13 protein-coding genes and 1 riboswitch are annotated in these 20,345 nt (G+C 32.1%); of the genes, 10 read left to right on the forward strand and 3 right to left on the reverse strand.

The features are described from left to right. Positions 1–189: 189 nt before the first annotated feature. On the forward strand, positions 190–2,808 hold the full coding sequence (locus EG814_RS11625) for a DUF7619 domain-containing protein (protein WP_125722075.1): 2,619 nt from the start codon (positions 190–192) through the stop codon (positions 2,806–2,808). 75 nt (positions 2,809–2,883) lie between these two features. Here EG814_RS11625 and EG814_RS11630 read toward each other — a convergent pair whose 3' ends face one another. Further along, positions 2,884–3,498, reverse strand: a complete 615-nt coding sequence (locus EG814_RS11630; RefSeq protein ID WP_109191639.1) for a deoxynucleoside kinase — start codon at positions 3,496–3,498, stop codon at positions 2,884–2,886. Further along, the gene (locus EG814_RS11635) at positions 3,498–4,301 is read right to left on the reverse strand and encodes a hypothetical protein (RefSeq protein WP_235830966.1); all 804 of its coding nucleotides are present in this window, start codon (positions 4,299–4,301) and stop codon (positions 3,498–3,500) included. Before EG814_RS11635 ends, EG814_RS11630 begins: the two co-directional genes overlap by 1 nt. A gap of 226 nt (positions 4,302–4,527) precedes the next feature. Here EG814_RS11635 and EG814_RS11640 point away from each other — a divergent pair, with 226 nt between their 5' ends. The 3 genes from EG814_RS11640 (at position 4,528) to EG814_RS11650 (ending at position 10,510) form a co-directional block, all read left to right on the forward strand. After that, positions 4,528–5,415, forward strand: a complete 888-nt coding sequence (locus EG814_RS11640) for a GLPGLI family protein (RefSeq protein ID WP_125722079.1) — start codon at positions 4,528–4,530, stop codon at positions 5,413–5,415. Between the two features lie 57 nt (positions 5,416–5,472). Further along, positions 5,473–8,166 carry a carboxypeptidase-like regulatory domain-containing protein gene (locus EG814_RS11645; protein WP_125722081.1) on the forward strand — a complete coding sequence of 898 codons (2,694 nt, stop codon included), beginning with the start codon at positions 5,473–5,475 and terminating at the stop codon, positions 8,164–8,166. 94 nt (positions 8,167–8,260) lie between these two features. Beyond that, complete coding sequence (locus EG814_RS11650) at positions 8,261–10,510, forward strand: hypothetical protein (RefSeq protein WP_125722083.1); 2,250 nt, start codon at positions 8,261–8,263, stop codon at positions 10,508–10,510. 294 nt (positions 10,511–10,804) lie between these two features. Here EG814_RS11650 and metK read toward each other — a convergent pair whose 3' ends face one another. Next, complete coding sequence (gene metK, locus EG814_RS11655) at positions 10,805–12,055, reverse strand: methionine adenosyltransferase (protein WP_125722085.1); 1,251 nt, start codon at positions 12,053–12,055, stop codon at positions 10,805–10,807. Positions 12,056–12,816: 761 nt separating this feature from the next. Here metK and EG814_RS11660 point away from each other — a divergent pair. The 6 genes from EG814_RS11660 (at position 12,817) to thrA (ending at position 20,340) form a co-directional block, all read left to right on the forward strand. Then, entirely contained in the window at positions 12,817–13,014 is a 198-nt protein-coding gene (locus tag EG814_RS11660; protein WP_125722087.1) for a hypothetical protein, read from the forward strand. Positions 13,015–13,061: 47 nt separating this feature from the next. Then, a complete protein-coding gene (locus tag EG814_RS11665) occupies positions 13,062–14,366 on the forward strand; it encodes an O-acetylhomoserine aminocarboxypropyltransferase/cysteine synthase family protein (protein ID WP_125722089.1) in 1,305 nt (434 codons plus the stop codon). A 270-nt stretch (positions 14,367–14,636) separates the two neighbouring features. Next, complete coding sequence (locus tag EG814_RS11670) at positions 14,637–15,725, forward strand: homoserine dehydrogenase family protein (protein ID WP_125722091.1); 1,089 nt, start codon at positions 14,637–14,639, stop codon at positions 15,723–15,725. Positions 15,726–16,360: 635 nt separating this feature from the next. After that, positions 16,361–16,564: a hypothetical protein gene (locus tag EG814_RS11675; RefSeq protein WP_125722093.1), complete on the forward strand. Its 204-nt coding sequence runs from the start codon at positions 16,361–16,363 to the stop codon at positions 16,562–16,564. Positions 16,565–16,754: 190 nt separating this feature from the next. After that, positions 16,755–16,862: riboswitch (SAM riboswitch) on the forward strand. 78 nt (positions 16,863–16,940) lie between these two features. Then, positions 16,941–17,924 carry an alpha/beta fold hydrolase gene (locus tag EG814_RS11680; protein ID WP_235830967.1) on the forward strand — a complete coding sequence of 328 codons (984 nt, stop codon included), beginning with the start codon at positions 16,941–16,943 and terminating at the stop codon, positions 17,922–17,924. 1 nt (position 17,925) lies between these two features. Beyond that, complete coding sequence (gene thrA, locus EG814_RS11685) at positions 17,926–20,340, forward strand: bifunctional aspartate kinase/homoserine dehydrogenase I (RefSeq protein WP_125722097.1); 2,415 nt, start codon at positions 17,926–17,928, stop codon at positions 20,338–20,340. Positions 20,341–20,345: the final 5 nt, after the last annotated feature.

A 20,345-nucleotide genomic window follows, 5' to 3' on the forward strand; every position in this document is an offset into this window, starting at 1 on the left:
TGCTTCTTTAAAACCAATTCTACGCATTCTAACTTAAATGCATAGTCATACTTTACTTTTCTTTCCATAAAAATGCCCCAAATAGTGTCTAACTTTTTGGGGCATGTTCATTTAGAGGCTTTTTTTTGTTAAAATTTTATTTAACAAAAAGACAGTTTTAATTATATATTAGCAGTATAAATTTAACCTATGAGAAAACTCTACATTTTTTTATTTTTATTAGCTCCATTTTTTATTCAGGCACAAATTGTAAACATACCTGATCCTGTCTTTAAGAGAATTATTTTATATTTTTCTTCACCAAAAGACTTAGCCGGAAATTCAATTCGAACAATTGATATCAATAACGACGGAGAAATTCAAGAAAGTGAAGCTTTGCAAATTAGTTCTTTAACACTAAATAAGGTTAACGGTGAATCTCCTATCTCATCATTAGAAGGGATTTCAAAGTTTCCGAATTTAAAATTTTTAGAATGTAGAAGTAATAATATTACTTCTCTCGATCTAACCAATTCACCTTATCTGGAAGAGCTGGATTGTTCTAGTAATGCATTAACGTCTTTGAAAATTGAAAACTTGATTAATTTAAAAATATTAAAATGTCATTATAATCAAATTACGTTATTGAATATAAGTAAATTAAGTAGTCTGAAGAATTTATTTTGCTATGGAAATCTGATTGAAAATTTAGATTTTTCTTCTGCGAAAGACCTTGAATTTTTAGACTGTGGAAGTAACAAATTGACATTTTTAAACGTAAGTAATCTTAAGGAATTAACTACTTTAAGAGCTTATTGGTGTGGAAATTTGACTTCCGTAAATTTATTAGGATCAACCAATTTAACAGAAATTGATTTTAAAGAAAGTGCTTTAGAATCTTTAAATTTATCAGGTTTAACAAAACTGGTCAATTTAAATTGTAGATATAATAAACTAACTTCATTGGATGTTACAGGTTTGGATAGTCTCTTATCATTAGATTGTGCATACAATAAGCTATCTTCTCTGAACGTAAAAAACATGGCTAATTTAGGAGGTTTGGATTGTAGCTGGAATAAGTTGCCTTCATTAGATTTAACAGGACTGGTTAATCTTGGAAGCTTAGACTGTAGAGGGAATTTGATTGCAAATTTAGATGTGAAAAAGTGCAAAAATATTTCGGTTTTAGCTTGTGGTGGCAATAAGATGACAATATTGGATGTTTCAGGAATGAACAAACTAACTAATTTGTCTTGCGGAGGGAATAAAGAACTTATATGGTTAATTATGAAAAGTGGTTCTACGCTCTCTACAAAAGGGGATTATACGTACGATTTTTTTGAATTCGGCTCGAATCCTAAATTGAGATATATTTGCGCAGATGAAGGACAAATATATCAGACCAAACGTCATATGGCAACTTATGGCTACACAAATTGTGAGATAAATTCGTATTGTAGTTTTACACCGGGAGGCGACTTTAACTCAGTAACTGGAAAAGTAACATTTGATGAAAATTCTAATGGTTGTGATAACGCAGATAGAGTTGTTCCTAATTTAAAGTTATCAATTGATGAAACTTATGGATATAATTATAACTCTATTTCTGATGCATCTGGAAACTATTTTCTTCCAATTTTAAATGGAACTTATAAAATTACTCCTGTAGTTGAAAATCCAAATTATTTTACAGTTTCGCCACCATCGTTTGATGTTAATTTTCAGGCATTAACAGGTTCAATTAGTCAGCATTTTTGTATTACGCCCAATAATACACATACAGATTTAGAAATTGTTCTATTGCCTCTTGAAGCAGCTAGACCTGGTTTTGATGTTAAGTACAAACTCGTAATTAAGAACAAGGGAAATACTACAGAATCTGGAACATTAAAACTTAATTTTAATGATGCAGTTTTAGATTTTCTAAGTTCTAATTCAAATTTTTCGAATAAAACCGAAAACAATATTTTTTGGAATTTCAGTGGTTTAAAACCCTTAGAAAAAAGAGAAATTATAGTTGTATTTAATGTAAATGCACCAACAGAAATACCTGCGGTAAATTCTGGCGATATTTTGAAGTTTGTTGCAACAGTAAATTCACAAAGAACAGATGAGTATAACTTAGATAATATTTTTCAATTCAATCACACAGTCGTAGGATCTTTTGATCCAAATGATAAAACTTGTTTGGAAGGCACTGTTGTTAACCCCTCTCTTATTGGTCAATATTTGCATTATATGATTCGTTTTGAAAATACAGGCAATTATATGGCACAAAACATTGTAGTAAAAGACATTATTGATTCTGCTAAATTTGATATTTCAACCTTAACTCCAACAAGCTCAAGTCATTCTTATGTAACCAAAATTTCTGGAAACATAGTAGAGTTTGTTTTTGAGGACATTCAACTTCCTTTTGACGATGCAAATAATGATGGATACATTGCATTCAAAATCAAAACAAAACCAGCACTTGCGATTGGAAGTTCTATAGCAAATGAAGCTAATATTTATTTTGATTATAATTTTCCAATACTAACAAACAAAGCTATTTCTACTTTTAAAACACTTGGCACTGAAGATTTTATTTTTTCAGATTATTTTACGGTTTATCCAAACCCGGCAAATTCCTTTTTAAATATAAATTCAACTCAAAATATAGAAATATACTCAAGTAGTGTTTACGATATTTTAGGGAGAATACATTTAGCAATTTCTAATCAAAAATCAGGAGCTAAAATTGATATTTCAAGTCTTAAAGCAGGACAATATATCCTTAAAATAAATTCAGATAAAGGAACTTCAAGTGTTAAGTTTATCAAGAGTTAAAACTAAAATAAAAAAAGCCTCTAAAAATTTTTTTTAGAGGCTTTTATATTTGTGTAAATCTGTGTAATTCGTGTTCTAAAACAACCCGTTTAATTCAGCATCAATTCTATTAATGATATCTCCTAAATCTTCTGGATTATCAACAAAATTGATGTTATCTACATCAATAATCAATAATTTTCCTTTTGAGTAAGTCTGAATCCAAGCTTCGTATCTTTCGTTCAAACGGCTTAGATAGTCAATAGAAATTGAGTTTTCGTATTCGCGTCCGCGTTTATGGATTTGACCAACCAAATTCGGAATGGAGCTTCTTAAATAAATCAATAAATCTGGAGCTTTAACCAAAGATTCCATTAATTCAAATAAAGAAGTATAATTTTCAAAATCACGACTTGTCATTAATCCCATTGCATAAAGATTGGGAGCAAAAATATGCGCATCTTCGTAAATCGTTCTGTCCTGAATGATTTTTTTTCCGCTTTCGCGAATTTGCTGCACCTGGCGAAAACGACTGTTCAGGAAATAGATCTGAAGATTAAACGACCAGCGCTCCATTTGATGGTAAAAATCATCCAGATATGGATTATCAACTACATCTTCATAATGGGGTTCCCATTTAAAATGTTTGGCTAATAATTTGGTCAGAGTGGTTTTTCCTGCGCCTATATTTCCTGCTATTGCTATGTGCATTACGGTGTTACGATTTTATAATTTGAAATATCTGTAGCTGTAAAAATAGATAAAATTTGGTCTTTGTAATAAAAATTGTCAAAGGTTTTTTCTAAAACTTTAATTTCAGAAATGTTCTCACCGCCTGTTTTATTAATCTCTTTCAGAAACAATAGATTAGCCTTGCTGAAAATATATTTTGAATTAGTGATGATTTCCATTTTATCAAAATCGCCAACGTTGCCCAGCGAAGTTATTTTTCCGAAAATATCGCAGGAATACCAATTGTTTTTTTTGTCAATCCAATAAAACGTATTAAAATCGGTTTGATAATATTTAATCGGTTCTGTCAAGGGGATTGAAACTGTTTTGTATTCATTTTTTAAATAATCAAACAACCCTATTTGTTGGTTGAGAGTGTTATAAATCCACAATTGATTTTGAGTTGACATTCCGATTGCGCTTACAACAATTGGAGTTGGATTTTGAGAAAAATTAATTTCGGTCATTTTATTGAGTTGGTTATCCAGTAAAATAACGCTATTGAAATCTTCATAAAACAAAACCATTTTTAATGGATTCTGAAGATCGACTTTTGTGATTTTTCCCAACGAAATATTTTTGTATTCAAAGATTTCTTTTCCTTTTATTTTACTAAAAATATTGTTTGTTATTTGATAGGAATATCCAAAAGCGTCATATCCTAAAAATGTATCGGAAGTATTTTTGTATTGCGAAATTAAAGTCGGATTTACATCCAAATCCTGAGCAGAAAGTGCATGAAAAGAGCAGAAAAGAAATAGGAAGTATAAAATTTTTTGCACAGTTTCAAGCATTAAAAATTGATTTACAAGAGTACCAAATTACAAAAAACTCTCCTTAAAATTTCAAATTTAAGACTTAAACCTTTTTTAATTCTAATAGTCTAAAAAATAGCTGATTCTATCTATGTCTTAGTGCAGTTAATAGATTTAGTTTTTAGGAGTTTAAAATAAATAATACATTTGAATGTAAGTTTTCTCGGATTTACTCACTTTTAAAGAAAATGAAATGAAAAAAATAATTTTTTATATGGCATTGATGCTTGTTTCTACGCAAATTCAAGCGCAAAAAGACTTTCAGGGAATGGCTGTTTACGAGTCTAAAACACAAGCTCCCAAGTTTGAAGGAATGCGCGGTAATAGAGACATTACGCCAGAAATGCAGAAAAATATGGAAGAGCGAATGAAAAAATTGCTCGAAAAAACATTTATTTTAAATTTTGACAAATCGGCATCTATCTATAAAGAAGAAGAAAAATTAGAAGCTCCAGGCCAACAACAGGGCGGTTTTCGAGTTATGTTTGGTTCGCTAACAGGCGGTGGCGGAACTTTTTATAAAGATGTAAAAGCAAAATCGTATACGGTAGATAAGGAATTTATGGGTAAAGAATTTCTTGTGGTGGATTCTCTGCCAAAATTAAACTGGAAATTGGAACAGGAAACCAAACAAATTGGTGGTTATAACTGTTTTAAAGCTACAGCGGTAAAACAAGCAAGCAAAACCGATTTTAGAAATTTCAGACCTAAAAAGGAAGACGATAAGAAAGACGAAGCCAAAAAAACTTCTGGAGATACCAAAACAAATTTTGTAGATAACTTCGAAATACCAAAAGAAATAGTGGTAACGGCTTGGTACACACCAGAAATTCCTGTAAATCAAGGGCCGGAGAATTATTGGGGACTTCCTGGTTTAATTCTAGAGATCAACGACGGAACTACGACTATTTTGTGTTCTAAAATTGTTTTGAATGCCAAAGATAAAGTAGAAATAAAACCATCTAAAAAAGGAAAAGTAGTTTCGCAGAAAGAATATGACGAAACGGTAATTAAAAAAATGGAAGAATTTAGAGAAATGAACCGTAATAGACAAGGCGGACCACCACAGATGGGAAGATAAATTTTATCAAATTCCAAATTTTAAATTTCCAAATTCCAAAAATCCAAGTTTCTCATAATGAATAAAATACTTTTCATTTTTATTTTGCTTTTTACTTCTATCGGTTTTTCTCAAAGTGTTCGTTTTGATGGTTTAATTCAGGATGAACAGAAAAATCCGTTGGAAATGGCCAACATTATGGCTATAAATAATGGAACGAAAGCCATGGATTCATACGGAATTACGAATGATAAAGGTAAATTCCAGCTTACGTTAAAACCAAATACTGCTTATACTATAAAAGTAAGTTATTTGGGAATGAAATCGAAGGAAATCACGGTTTCTACCAAAGCCGAAAATATGACGCAAAACATCGTTCTGGATGGAGCGGGAATTGAATTGGAAGGCGTTGAAATTGTACGTGAAATGCCTGTTTCTATAAAAGGAGATACCATTGTGTATAATGCAGATTCTTTTAAAACCGGAACCGAAAGAAAGTTGGAAGACGTACTGAAAAAACTTCCTGGTGTTGAGGTAAATGCCGACGGAGAAATTGAAGTGGAAGGAAAAAAAGTCAGCAAATTAATGGTCGAAGGAAAAGATTTTTTTGACGGAGATACTAAATTGGGCGTTAAAAATATTCCGGCAGACGCAATTGATAAAGTTCAGGTTTTAAGAAATTACAATGAAATAAGTCAGTTGAAAGGCCTTGAAAACGATCAGGATAATCTGGCGATGAATATCAAACTGAAAGAAGGAAAAAAGAACTTTTGGTTTGGAGATGTGACCGCAGGAATTGGAGTTGCAGAATTGGACAGTCGGTATATTATAAATCCGAAATTATTCTATTACAGCCCAAAATACAGTATCAATTTAATTACCAATTTTAATAATATTGGCGAATTACCGCTCACGGCGCAAGATTATTTCAAATTTACGGGCGGATTTAAAAATATGATGAAAAAGGGCGGAAGCAGTTTTAATGTTTCTTCCAATGATTTGGGAATTTCATTGCTAAGAAATAATCGTGCTAAAGAAATTGAAACCAAATTTGGCGCAACCAACTTTGCTTATTCTGTTAATAAAGCTTGGAATTTAAGTGGTTTTGGAATTCTTTCTACTTCAAAAACTCAATTAGAAACCAAATCTCAAACTACGATTTTAGATTCTGGAGATCAGCAGAAAAGAGATGAAAATACAAGTCAGAAAAATAATCTTGGACTTTTTAAACTGAGTTCGACTTATAAACCAAGCGATAAATTTCAGTTCGATTATGATATTCTAACCAAACTGACCAAACAAGAAGAATATTCAGATTTATTTCGAGAACAGATTGTACAAAATATCGCTGATTCGGAAACTATTTTTACCACAAAAAAGCAAGATCCAACTTCCATTAATCAGAATTTGAATTTGTACTACACACAGAGTGCCAAGAATATATTTGCTTTTGAAATGCAACACTTGTACCAAGATGAAAATCCTTTTTATAATGCTAATTTGCAAACACTTCCGTTTGCGCTGTTGGGGTATATTACAGATCCGGCGCAAGCCCGAAATGATTATAATCAGGATCGTTTTGTAAAAACTAATAAACTGGATGCAAAACTGGATTATTATTATATGGTAACGCCAAAAAGCAACATCAATATTACTTTAGGAAATACGTATTCGTATCAAAACTTTAATTCTCATATTTTCCAAATGTTGGATAATGGAGATCGAAATGATTTGAATGATTCTGAGAATAATAATGATGTCGATTACCGTTTTAATGATGCTTTTTTAGGTTTACATTATAAAATTCTAACGGGGAAATTTACTTTAACACCTGGTGTGAGTGTGCATACTTATCAAATGACAAACGGACAATTGGGAAACGATTATTCTCAAAATTTTGTAAAAGTGCTTCCAGATTTCTTTGCTTTATATCAAATCAAAAAATCAGAAACTTTGACGTATAATTTTTCTTTAACGAATGATTTTACCGATATCAATCAGTTGGCGGCGGGATATGTTTTGTCAGATTACAGCAGTTTATTCCGCGGAAATCGTTTCTTAGAAAATGCAACTTCTCAAGTACATACACTTCGTTATTTTAAATACAATATGTTCAATTTCGAGAATATTTTTGCCAATGCCACTTATACGAGAAAAGTAGATGCCATTAAAACACAGGCTAATTTCGACGGAATTAATCAGTCTTCTGTTCCTTATAATTCGAATTTAGCCGACGAAACTTTGTCTGGAATGGGAGCTTACGGACGTTCTTTTTTAAAAAACTATAAAGCCTCGGTTAATGCAAGTTTGAATTGGTCCAAATTCAACAACATTCAAAACAACGATTTGAGAACTACTGAAAGTTTTGTACAGAGTTATACCGTAAGAGCTTCTACAAATTATAAAAATTTACCTAACATTGAATTTGGATATAATCTTTTGGTTAATAAATACAGTGGTTCTACATTTTATACCGACAAACCTTTCGCAAAATTAGATTACTATTTCTTAGACAGTTTTTCTTTTGTTTCAGAATATGAGTTTTACCATTATTATAACGGAGATAAATCGGTCGATAACGAATATGATTTCCTGAGTGCCAGTTTAATCTACCAGAAAAAGAATAGCAAATGGGAATATAAAGTTTCTGCAACCAATCTTCTGAATACAACTTATCTTAATGATGACAGTTTTTCGCAGTTTTCAACCCGTGTTTCTCAATATACGGTGCAACCTAGATATATCATTTTTTCTATAAAATACAATTTGTAGTATTTTTGGTGCCAATATTGCGTGTTTTTGTGATTTGTTTAATGAAGAATCAAATATCTTTGTGATTCTATTATTAACCACCAAAATTTAAATTATGCGCAATTTTATTTGGAGTGTTTCAGTATTTCTTTGTGGAATAGTTTTGTCTTTTTCTCAAACAAAAAATATTGAAAAAGGAACCTATTTGTCAACTAGCAAAGGCCAGAAAATCAAATTAAACTTATTAGACAATAATCAATACGAATTGGTTTTTTATTCTGGCGGTTACAAGATAAAAGGAGATTCTTTAATATTTGCTAAAAATCCATCAGCACAAACTAATTTCGATCTTTCTTTCAAAGCCGATAAAAAAGCAAAAAACATAAAAGTGCTATTTAAAGATCCGGCTTATTATTCTTTCTATATCGGAACTCAAAAAGGAAAAGAAGAAGTTAAATACCAAAGAATTACTGATATTAAAGCTAAAGTTGACCCAGAATGGACCAAAACCGATGCGGAGTTTGAAATTGAAAAAGCAGACTTTATTTATTTAGTTTATGAAGAGTATGGAGGGAAAACTAGTGTCAATAAATATGCTTTACCAAAAGACGTTTCAGAAATAACAATCAATTACGAATTAGCTGTTTTGGGCGATTTACAAATTGCTGGATATTTTGACAAACAAACTAATGAACTGAGAATTTCTGAGAAATCAGGATTAAATCCGTTGGTATTTATAAATGAAAAAGATCCACAGCCAGTTACGAAAACGCCAAAAGTTGCTCCGCTTGAAAGTGAAGTTGTTTCCAATTGGACATATCCAGGAAAAGATAATACATTACTAAATGATGATTTTGGTTCTGCAGTTGCAGTAGATACTGCCGCTGCAATTATTGATGCAACTATTTCTCCGCCAGCTTATACTAAATATGATTTTAAATTAAAAATAGAAGACAATCTTAAAAAAGCCATAGAGTCTACAAAATCAGCCAGCAATAAATTTTTGGTTGTGGTGGTAGATAGCAAAAATAAATCGGCAAAAGAGAGCTTTGACAATTTTGTAAAAGAACAGGAAACGCAGACCGGATATAATATGTACGATTCGTATAATGCGCTTTATGATATTTACAATTATTATTTGGCTGGAGCCGATGATAAAAAATGGCTTAAAAACAATAAAATTACCAGCGATCCAAGTATTATTATTTTAAACGGAGAAGGAAATCAGCTGGCTATTGCAAAATCAGATTTGGCAACACAGCAATATCAGTTTAGCTATTATGGCGATTTCTACAGAAGATTGCAGAGAGCAAATGCTTTTCTTTCTATAAATACTATTTTAAAGAATAAAAAAGCTTCAGATGCCGATTTAATAAATGCTTTTAACAAAGCCGCTTTACTGGAATCATCTTATGATTATGAGAAAGAATATACGCTAAGTGATCCAAATTCGACTGAATTTGTAATTACAAAAACAGCTTTAGATCAGAAAGAAGTGGCGCAATCTTGGAAAAAACTGATTGAAGCGCATCAAAAAGATAAAGCTGTAAACATGTATTTGGTAGAAACGATTTTGAAAGAAATTAAAAACCAGGGATTTACAAAACAGCTTTTTAGTACAGATAGAATTTTGAATGATACCGATTTCTTAGCGATCGATTATGTATTAAAACATTCAGATGAAATTGAAAGTATTCGTTCTGGTTTTAATACTAAAAAAGGAGAGATTCATAGTGTAGGAAATCCAATTACTGAGATTTCAGATGCTCTGCAGCAAAATCTTTACATTTCTCAAGATGGAGTTTCTGGCGAAATAAACCGAGAAAAGGTAAATGCGCTTTATAAAAGAATCATTGCTTCTGGAAAAGGAAATTTTGATGCTTACCGAAACTACTTCTATTATTTAAGCCAGACAGCAGACAAAGACGGTTCTAGCACAACGTATTTAAAAGAGTATAATACTTATTTTGATTCCACTTTAGCAGGAACAAGTCCGATTGAGAAATTAGACACTATTTTTTCAACCTTAGATTCAAGTTCAAGTTATTCTTATGATGGATGGAATATGTTTAAAGAATATCATTCGAGTACGGCAAATACAGCCGCTTGGGCAGTTGTAACAAATCCGCTGAATGCTAACTTTTTAAAAGATGCTATTAAATGGTCAGAATATAGTTTGGTGATAACAAAAAATAGTCCGTATTATTTAGATACTTTGGCTCAGTTATATTATAAAGACGGACAGAAACAAAAAGCAATTGAAACGCAGACTTTAGCAGTAAAGTATTTAAACGATGGTGTTGACGGAGAAAGTGCAAACGAAATGAAAGAAGTGCTGTCTAAAATGCAGAATGGAACATATTAAGATAAAGTGATAAAAATACCGACAGATCTTTAAGGTCTGTTAGGTTTAGATAAGAAGATAAGCCTCAGAGGGGTGTGCTGTTTATAGAAAAAATTAATCACAAGTAATAAACCCCATTGGGGTGACCTGTTTATCTGCATAAAAGTACAGATCGCTCCGATGGAGCTTTTGTAACAATGAAAAATCAACTGATATTTAAAATCTTTCAGATTTATTTTTAAAAGAAATAATAACCAAGAAAGGCTGTCTAAAAATCTTTAGACAGCCTTTTTAATATGTAAGATTCAGATTAAATTATAATCCAAATGCAGCTTTTACTTGGTCAACAAAATCAAGTTTTTCCCATGTAAACAATTCTACAGTAACTGTTTTTTCGTTTCCGCCTGGAGCAGAGAAAGTTTTAGTTACAGTTTCTGGTTTACGTCCCATGTGTCCGTAAGCAGCAGTTTCGCTATACATTGGGTTTCTTAATTTTAAACGTTGCTCGATAAAGTAAGGACGCATATCAAAGATAGCTTCTACTTTTTTAGCGATTTCACCGTTAGTTAAGTTTACTTTAGAAGTTCCGTAAGTTTCAATGAAAATTCCCATTGGCTCAGCAACTCCAATTGCGTAAGAAACCTGAACTAAGATTTCGTCGGCAACACCAGCAGCAACTAAGTTTTTAGCAATATGACGTGTAGCATAAGCAGCACTTCTATCTACTTTACTTGGATCTTTTCCAGAGAATGCACCACCACCGTGAGCACCTTTTCCGCCGTAAGTATCTACGATAATTTTTCTTCCTGTTAAACCAGTATCTCCGTGAGGTCCTCCAATAACGAATTTTCCTGTTGGGTTAATATGGTAGTTGATTTTATCGTTGAATAAATGAGCGTGTTCTGGGTTTTTAGCGATAATTCTTGGAATCAAGATTTCGATAATATCTTTTTTGATTTTAGAAAGCATTGCAGCTTCTTCGTCAAAATCATCATGTTGAGTTGAAATTACGATCGCATCAATACGAGTTGGTTTGTTATCATCGCTATATTCTAAAGTTACTTGAGATTTAGCATCTGGACGTAAATAAGTAATTTCCTTGTTTTCACGTCTTAAAATAGCTAACTCTTGTAATAATTTATGAGATAAATCTAATGCCAATGGCATGTAGTTTTCAGTTTCGTTTGTAGCGTAACCAAACATCATTCCTTGGTCACCAGCACCTTGTTCTTCTGGCTTAGCTCTGTCAACACCTTGGTTAATGTCTGCAGACTGCTCGTGAATTGCAGAAAGAATTCCGCAAGAGTTTGCTTCAAACATATATTCACTTTTAGTATATCCAATTTTACGGATTACCTCACGTGCAATATTTTGTACATCAAGATATGTATTCGATTTTACTTCACCTGCTAAAATAACCTGACCAGTTGTAACTAACGTTTCGCAAGCTACTTTAGAGTCAGCGTCAAATGCCAAAAAGTTGTCAATTAATGCATCCGAAATTTGATCTGCAACTTTGTCTGGATGTCCTTCACTAACAGATTCTGACGTAAATAAATAAGCCATAATAATGTATTAAATTTGTATAATTAAAATTTAGCGAGGAAAAAATAATTGCTAAAAAGGGCTAAAGAAGAGTTTCTGCTTTAGCATTTTTTAATGCCGAAATTTATTTTCCGGCAATCATAATGAACCATTTCATTATGAAGAGGTTGCAATCAGTTCAAATTTTTCCTCTGTATTCGCGTGCAAAGGTATAAAACCATTTTGATTTGCAAATTAAAGTTCAACTTTTTTTATTTTATTCAATAGAAATTTAACACAAGTATAGTAGTTTGATAGGGTAATAGAAAATAATTCACTTTTTGTTTGGCTGTTTGAAAAAAAGTTCTCAACTTTGCCAAACAAAACAAGAAAGAAATGAATTTAGGTATTAAAAATATGTGCTGTATGATGTCGGAATTATCCGCAGAGCGTGCTATTGTTTAGTATTTAAATCTATAAATAACAATGAAACCTCTGCCCACCAGCAGAGGTTTTTTTATGAAAAAAAATTAAACCATATAAGTCATATAAGTTTTAATTAATCAGGCGCAAGCAAAAAAAAACTTAATTTCCTTATATAACTTATATGGTGAAACAAAAAAGCAATATGAAAAATTCAGCAGCAAATAAAATGAAGATGTGTTGTAAGATGCCAATGTGTATCCCGCCTTGCTGTTGCCGAAAGTGAAAGATCGAATCTTTGTTATAGTTTCAACTATAAGCCCTTTTGGTAAGCCATCCGAAAGGGCTTTTTTTATTCCAATATTTAAAAATTAAAAATCATGAAAACACTAGATATCAATACAATCGCATACGAATACTTATTAAGAACAAATTCTGAGGAACAGAATAATTTTTTAGAAGATCAGACAATAGAATTTAATCAGGATCAATATTTAGAAAGTCAGAATTCTTTACTCCTTCAATTATACAATCTTGAAGAAGAAGATTTATATGTTCAGGCGCAATTCAACAATTAATAACAATATATAATAGTATTAACAATACCTAAAAAAACTAAGAAATCATGAGCACACAAAAATTTGCAACAAACGCACTTCACTCAGGACACGATGTTACTAAAAATGCAGGAACAAGAGCAGTGCCTATTTATCAAACATCATCTTATGTATTTAATAATGCCGATCATGCGGCCAATTTATTTGGTCTTGCCGAAGCCGGATTTATTTATACACGTTTAAATAACCCAACAAACGATATTTTAGAACAAAGGCTGGCAGCGCTTGAAGGCGGAATCGGGGCAGTAGTTACCGCTTCGGGAGCATCGGCAATTTCGACTACATTATTAACGCTACTAAAAGCGGGAGATCATATTGTAGCATCAAACAGTTTGTATGGCGGTACTTATAATCTATTAAAGGTTACTTTGCCAAGATTAGGAATTACAACAACATTTGTAGATCCTTCAAAACCAGAAAATTTTAGCAAAGCAGCAAAAGAAAATACTAGAGCATTCTTTGTAGAATCTCTAGGCAATCCAAAATTAGACGTATTAGATTTAAAGGCAATTTCGGCAGAAGCCAAAGCATTTAAAGTGCCATTTATAGTAGACAATACAGTTGCGACACCTTATTTATTAAATCCAATTCCATACGGTGCCGATATTGTAATTCATTCCTTAACTAAATATATTGCCGGAAACGGAACTTCATTAGGAGGTGTTATCATTGATGCTGGAAACTTTGACTGGTCTAATGGAAAATTCCCAGAATTTACCGAACCATCTGCAGGATACCACGGCTTAGTATATCACGAAGCTTTAGGAAATGCGGCTTTTATTGCAAAAGCCCGAATTGAAGGTCTGCGTGATTTTGGTTCTGCTTTAAGTCCGTTTAATGCTTTCCAGATTATTCAGGGATTAGAAACGCTTCCAATTCGAATTAAGAAACACAGCGAAAATGCTTTGGCTCTGGCTGAATGGCTAGAAAAACAAGATGAGGTGGTTTGGGTAAATTATCCAGGACTGAAATCAAGTAAATATCACGATTTAGCAAATCAATATCTTCCAGAAGGACAAAGCGGCATTATTACTTTCGGTTTAAAAGGAGGTTTTGACGCTGCTAAAAAAGTAGTAGACGAAACAAAATTATTTTCTCTTTTAGCTAATATCGGAGATACAAAATCACTGATTATTCACCCAGCGAGTACAACGCATCAGCAATTGACAGAGGCGGAGCAAATTGAAACAGGAGTTTCTAAAGATTTGATTCGACTTTCTGTTGGAATTGAAGATATAGAAGATTTAATTGCAGATCTGCAAGCTGTTTTTGAAAGTGTTAAGCTTTCTCAATACAGCATCAATAAAAATTAGGTTTTTTTGTTTTTTGTTTGAAAGATTGCCTTTAGCGAGTGGTTTTGCTAAAGGTAATTTTTTATGAAAAACATCATTATAAAATTAAACCCTATAAGTCATATAAGTTCATTTTAGTAGAGACGGATAGTTTTAATTGTAAAATAAATAATCCATTTTTATCCGCGTCAAAATATTGAGCTTTTAAATTGCATTCAAAGGATTACAAATGCAATTTAGATGCTAAAATGAACTTATATCACTTATATGGTTAAAAAAAAATAAAAAATCATGTCAAAGCTTAAAATAAACATTGTCCTTTTTGGAATTGGTAATATAGGAAGCACTTTGATTAATCAGATTATCGAAAGTCAGGAGTTTTTTCTTGAAAGCAAAAATGTCGATTTTCATTTTCCAATTATAACCAATTCTACGGTCGCTTTCTTTGAAAAAGAAGGTGTTGGTTATTCTTGGGAAACCAATTTCAGACAATTGGCAGTTCCTTTTAAAGTAGAAGATATTGTCGAATTTGCACAGGAAAATGAATTCGAAAACTTAATTGCTGTAGATGCGACAGCGAGCGACGAATTGGTAAAGCACTACAATACGCTAATCAAAAACGGATTTAATATTGTAGCGGTAAATAAAAAAGCCAATACGCTTCCTTTAGATCTTTATAAAGAACTGCGATCCAATCTTAAAAAATACGACAAAGAGTTTTTGTATGAAACATCGGTTGAAAGTGGAATTCCAGTTTTGCAGACTTTAAGAGATTTGTATTATTCTGGAGAAAAAATTACGAAGATTCGAGGTGTTTTTTCAGATAATCTGAGCTATGTTTTCAATCGATTTTCATCTGAAAAAGTTTCGTTTTCTTCGATTTTAAAAGATGCAAGTCTCTTAGGTTTAATGAAATCAAATTTCAAAGAAGATTTATCTGGAAATGATACAGCAAGAAAGCTTTTGATATTGGCTAGAGAAATAGGAAAAGATTTTGAGCTTTCGGATATTAAAATCAAACCGTTTATAACCGAGGAGCATTTGGAGAAAAATGGAGTGCTCAATAAAGATGCGGTCGATAAGTCTTTTAAAATTGCCAAAATTACTCAAGCAGAAAATCATGTGCTTCGATATGTGGGTGAGTTTGAGTTGGAAAAAGGCACTTTAGAAACCAAATTGATTTCGGAACCCATAAATTCACCAATTGGACAATTGAAAGGCTCTGACACGATTTTTGAAATCTATACTAAATCGTATGCCGAAAATCCAATTGTAATTCAGAGTGCACCACCATGCAAACAAGCAATTTCAAGAGGAATTATAACTGATATTCTAAAAATTGCAGAACGAATTAGGAGTAAAGAAACCGTTTGGCATTAAAATTTTAATAAAAAAAAGAAAAAGGTTCTTTGATAAACTGATTTGTTAATTGGGATCATGAAGAAAAAAGAGTTTGTTTTGTAGGTTTTTTACCTTTGTTATTTCGTTTTCGTTTTTGTAAGATGTTTTTCATCGTTAAAAAACTGATTTTTAACGATTTTTGTAATTAAATTCTTGAATTTAATTTGTGTAATAAAAAAAATAATTGCATATTTGTTATACCCAAAAACTACTAGAAATCAAATGAACTTAAAAGTCAACAAAATGTTTTGTGCCATTTCGGTTAAGACCGAGGCTAGGGTGTCTATTGCTAAAAAATTGTAAGAATACAATACTAATATAGTAAGAGCCTCCTAAGAAATATTTAGGAGGCTTTTTAATTTAACAGAAATGCAAAAATTTAAATTACAATATAAATCACAGATGAATAAATCCTTACAGATAAACAAGATGTTTACTGTCGCGCTTATTTGCGCATACGTCTGTTGATACTAAAAGTATACGTGAGTGTAAAAACTTAAACCCTTTTGGTATCTAAAAATCCAAAAGGGTTTTTTTATTCCAAAAAGCGATTTAACAGAAACATAAAAGAGAAATAAAGATTATAAAACACAACTGAACTAAAACTTAATATCATGAGCACATTGAACTACTTAGCAGAAAAAATTTCTAATTTGAAAAACAGAAGAACAAAAAGAAACAATCCGCCACCGCCAACAAACGAATTGGCTCACCCAAGATTCGGAATAACAGAGGAAGATAAAAGTGCAAAGAAAAAAGCACCAAACTCTTTATTGTTTTTGATGTATTCAACAGAAAATGAAACGCTTTTTATCTAAACGGAAAAGTATCATAAAATAGGTTAAAACCTGCTTAATTTTACTGAGCATTTTTGTTCGGTAAATTTTTGCGTATAATAGTTTTTGCTCAAGTAAATCTCAGAAATTTAACAAACACTTATAGATAAAATTTGTTTGTTAGAGAAATTAGTAGTTAATTTGCACTCGTTAAGTTCAAACAAATATTGAAATGTTATAAAGAAAGGACGAGGGATTAGACCCGATGAAGCCTTAGCAACCCTTCGGTAAAACGAAGAAGGTGCTACATTCTACCACGCCAAACGTGGACAGATAACAACAAGATTTTTTCTAGTTTAAACTAGTTTTTTCTTTCTAATATTTCCATATACAAATCAATAATACAAAAGATTTGAAATTGGAAAATAGACCAAATCCCATTATAATTCAAGATTTCATCACAGAAAGTGGTGCAAATTATCATTCTATACCGTTAAGTTTTACGATTGCAGGGCAACCACTGCACAGTGCGCCTATTGTTTTGGTTAATCATGCCTTGACAGGAAACGCACAAGTAACTGGCGAAAATGGATGGTGGAATGATTTAATAGGCGAAGGAAAAACTATCGATACTGCCGTTTATACCATTCTAGCCTTTGATATTCCGGGAAACGGAACCAATTCTTTCTTAATTGAAAATTATCTTGATTTTACTGCCAGAGATATTGCAAGAATTTTTATTGAAGGTGTAAAAACCTTAAATATCGAAAAGCTTTTTGCTGTTATCGGTGGTTCTGTTGGTGGCGGAATTGCTTGGGAAATCTTAGCTCTTGCGCCAAATATTACAGAAAATCTTATTCCGATTGCGAGCGACTGGAAATCGACAGACTGGCTTATTGCCAATTGTTTTCTTCAGGAACAGATTCTGAATAATTCTTCAAAACCAATCGAAGATGCCAGAATTCATGCCATGCTTTGTTACCGTTCGCCAGAATCATTTAAAGAAAAATTTCAGAGAACTGTCAATCAGGATCTTTTGATATTTAATATCGAAAGCTGGTTGGCGCACCACGGAAAAAAATTGCAGAAAAGATTTCAGCTTTCTTCTTATAAATTAATGAATCAGTTGCTTAAAACAATTGATATCACCAGAAATAGTCAAAGTTTTGAAAACTTATTGTCTAAAACAACCGCTTCAATTCATATTGTCGGAATTAATTCTGATTTGTTTTTTACAGCAAAAGAAAACGTGGAAACTTACGAGGAATTGAAAAAGTTTAAAGACAATGTTTTTTATAGCGAAATTGATTCGGTTCACGGACATGACGCTTTTTTAATCGAGTACAAACAATTAGATCATTTACTTGCCGACATTTTTAAGGCAGAAACAATAAAGAAATAAAATGAAAGTATTAAAATTTGGAGGTAAATCATTAGCGAACGGAGAAGGACTTAATAAAGTTGTTTCCATCATTTCTGATAAAGTAAATCAAGGTGAAAAAATTACCGTTGTAGTTTCTGCACGTGGAAATGCGACAGACGAACTGGAATTTATCTTAAGCATTGCTGCTAAAAACGGCAGTTATAAAGAATTATTAGAAAATTTTAAAAAATATCAAATATCAGATTACCCGCAGGTTGATTTATCTGAAGAATTTAATGTTTTAGACAAGCTTTTTGAGGGCGTAAGTCTGATTGGTGATTACAGCAAAAAAATCAAAGATCAGATTTTGTCTAAAGGCGAATTGCTTTCGGCTAAATTATTGACGGCAATTTTGAAGGAAAAAGGAATTCCTGCCAATTTTGTAGACACAAGAGAATTGCTAAAAACCGATTCTAAATTTGGTGACGCGCAGCCTTTAGAACAGCTTTCAAAGAAAAACGTGGTCAATTATTTTAAAACACATAATGGCGAAACGGTTAATATAGTTACAGGCTTCATTGGTTCCAACAACAACAACGACACAACTACTTTAGGTAGAAATGGCAGTAACTATACCGCTTCGTTAATCGCAAATTATTTAAATGCCGAAGAATTACAAAACTTTACGCATGTAGACGGAATTTATACGGCAAATCCTGATTTGGTTGCCGATGCTAAAAAAATTGAATATTTATCGTTTAATGAAGCAAACGAGCTGGCAAATTTTGGAGCTACAATTCTGCACGCCAAAACTATTATTCCTTTGTTAGAAAAAAATATTCCGTTACGAATTTTAAATACGTTCAATCACGAAAACCGCGGAACATTAATTACTTCAGATTCTTCTAAAGAAGGAATTAAAACGCTTTCTGTTTTAGAAAATGTGTCTCTTGTAAATCTTGAAGGACGCGGATTACTTGGAAAAGCCGGAGTTGATGCTCGTATTTTTAAAGTAATGGGAGATCACAATATCAGCGTAAGTATCATTTCGCAAGGTTCTTCAGAAAGAGGAATCGGATTGGTGGTTGCGACTGATAAAGCCACAACTGCGGTTGTGGAATTAGAAAAAGAATTTGAAAATGACTTTTATTCTAAAGACGTAAATCAGATTACGGTTACAGACAATGTATCGGTAATTTCGATTATTGGTCAGGATTTGAGCACTTTCCACAAACCTTATACAGCTTTAATCAAAAATAAAATTGTTCCGATTTTGTTCAACAACACAGTTACGGGTAAAAACGTGAGTTTGGTTGTCAAAAAAGAAGAATTAAACAAAGCCTTAAACGTAATTCACGGAGAGATTTTTGGAGTTTCGAAAAAGATCAATATTGCAATTTTCGGTCACGGATTAGTTGGAGGAACTTTAATCAACCAAATTTTAGAATCGGCTTCAGCTATTGAAAAACGTAAAGGAATTAAACTGAATGTTTTTGCAATTGCGAATTCTAAAAAACTTCTTTTAAATAAATATGGCGTTACTTCCGATTGGAAAAACGAAATCGCAACTAAAGGAGAAGCTTACACCATTAATGATATTATCGCTTATGCGAATGAGCACCATTTAGAAAACTTGATCGCAATTGATAATACGGCAAGTGCAGCATTTGTGGAAAATTATATTTCTTTAATCGAAAGCAGTTTCGACTTAATTTCTTCGAATAAGGTAGCGAATACTTTAAGTTATGGTTTTTATAAAGAAATCAGAAAAGCTTTAGAAGAAAACCAAAAGAATTATTTGTATGAAACCAATGTTGGTGCAGGGTTGCCATTAATTGATACTATAAAATTATTACATCTTTCTGGTGAAAACATCACAAAAATTAAAGGAGTTTTCTCAGGAACATTAAGTTATTTATTTAATAATTTTTCTGCGAAAGATGTGCCTTTTAGCGAAATCTTACAAGAAGCAATTGACAACGGATATACAGAACCAGATCCGCGTGAGGATTTATGCGGGAATGATGTTGGAAGAAAATTATTAATTTTAGCTAGAGAATTAGACTTACAAAATGAGTTTGAAGAAATCTCAATTCAAAATCTAATTCCAGAACATTTACGTGAAGGAAACGCAGCCGATTTCTTGACTAAATTGAAAGAATTTGATCCGATTTATGCTAAAATAAAAGCAGAACAGCAACCAAATCATGTTTTAAGATATATTGGTGAATTGTCTGGTGATTTGCAGAACGACAAAGGAAATCTGGAAGTAAAATTAGTTTCTGTTCCGTCAGACACAGCGCTAGGCGGATTAAAAGGTTCTGATTCTTTCTTCGAAATTTATACAGAATCTTACGGAGATCGTCCGATTGTTATTCAGGGAGCCGGTGCGGGTTCTGCGGTAACGGCAAGAGGAGTTTTTGGAGATATTTTAAGATTGTCGGATAAAGGGTAGATTTA

Source organism: Flavobacterium ustbae, assembly GCF_003946915.1.
In the GTDB taxonomy this organism is placed as follows: Bacteria; Bacteroidota; Bacteroidia; order Flavobacteriales; family Flavobacteriaceae; genus Flavobacterium; species Flavobacterium ustbae.

Excerpts from the sequence above, each read along its gene's own strand:
- EG814_RS11625 (WP_125722075.1), top strand. The coding sequence starts at position 190 with ATGAGAAAACTCTACATTTTTTTATTTTTATTAGCTCCATTTTTTATT.
- EG814_RS11630 (WP_109191639.1), bottom strand. The coding sequence starts at position 3,498 with ATGCACATAGCAATAGCAGGAAATATAGGCGCAGGAAAAACCACTCTG.
- EG814_RS11640 (WP_125722079.1), top strand. The coding sequence starts at position 4,528 with ATGAAAAAAATAATTTTTTATATGGCATTGATGCTTGTTTCTACGCAA.
- EG814_RS11645 (WP_125722081.1), top strand. The coding sequence starts at position 5,473 with ATGAATAAAATACTTTTCATTTTTATTTTGCTTTTTACTTCTATCGGT.
- EG814_RS11650 (WP_125722083.1), top strand. The coding sequence starts at position 8,261 with ATGCGCAATTTTATTTGGAGTGTTTCAGTATTTCTTTGTGGAATAGTT.
- metK (WP_125722085.1), bottom strand. The coding sequence starts at position 12,055 with ATGGCTTATTTATTTACGTCAGAATCTGTTAGTGAAGGACATCCAGAC.
- EG814_RS11660 (WP_125722087.1), top strand. The coding sequence starts at position 12,817 with ATGAAAACACTAGATATCAATACAATCGCATACGAATACTTATTAAGA.
- EG814_RS11665 (WP_125722089.1), top strand. The coding sequence starts at position 13,062 with ATGAGCACACAAAAATTTGCAACAAACGCACTTCACTCAGGACACGAT.
- EG814_RS11670 (WP_125722091.1), top strand. The coding sequence starts at position 14,637 with ATGTCAAAGCTTAAAATAAACATTGTCCTTTTTGGAATTGGTAATATA.
- EG814_RS11675 (WP_125722093.1), top strand. The coding sequence starts at position 16,361 with ATGAGCACATTGAACTACTTAGCAGAAAAAATTTCTAATTTGAAAAAC.
- thrA (WP_125722097.1), top strand. The coding sequence starts at position 17,926 with ATGAAAGTATTAAAATTTGGAGGTAAATCATTAGCGAACGGAGAAGGA.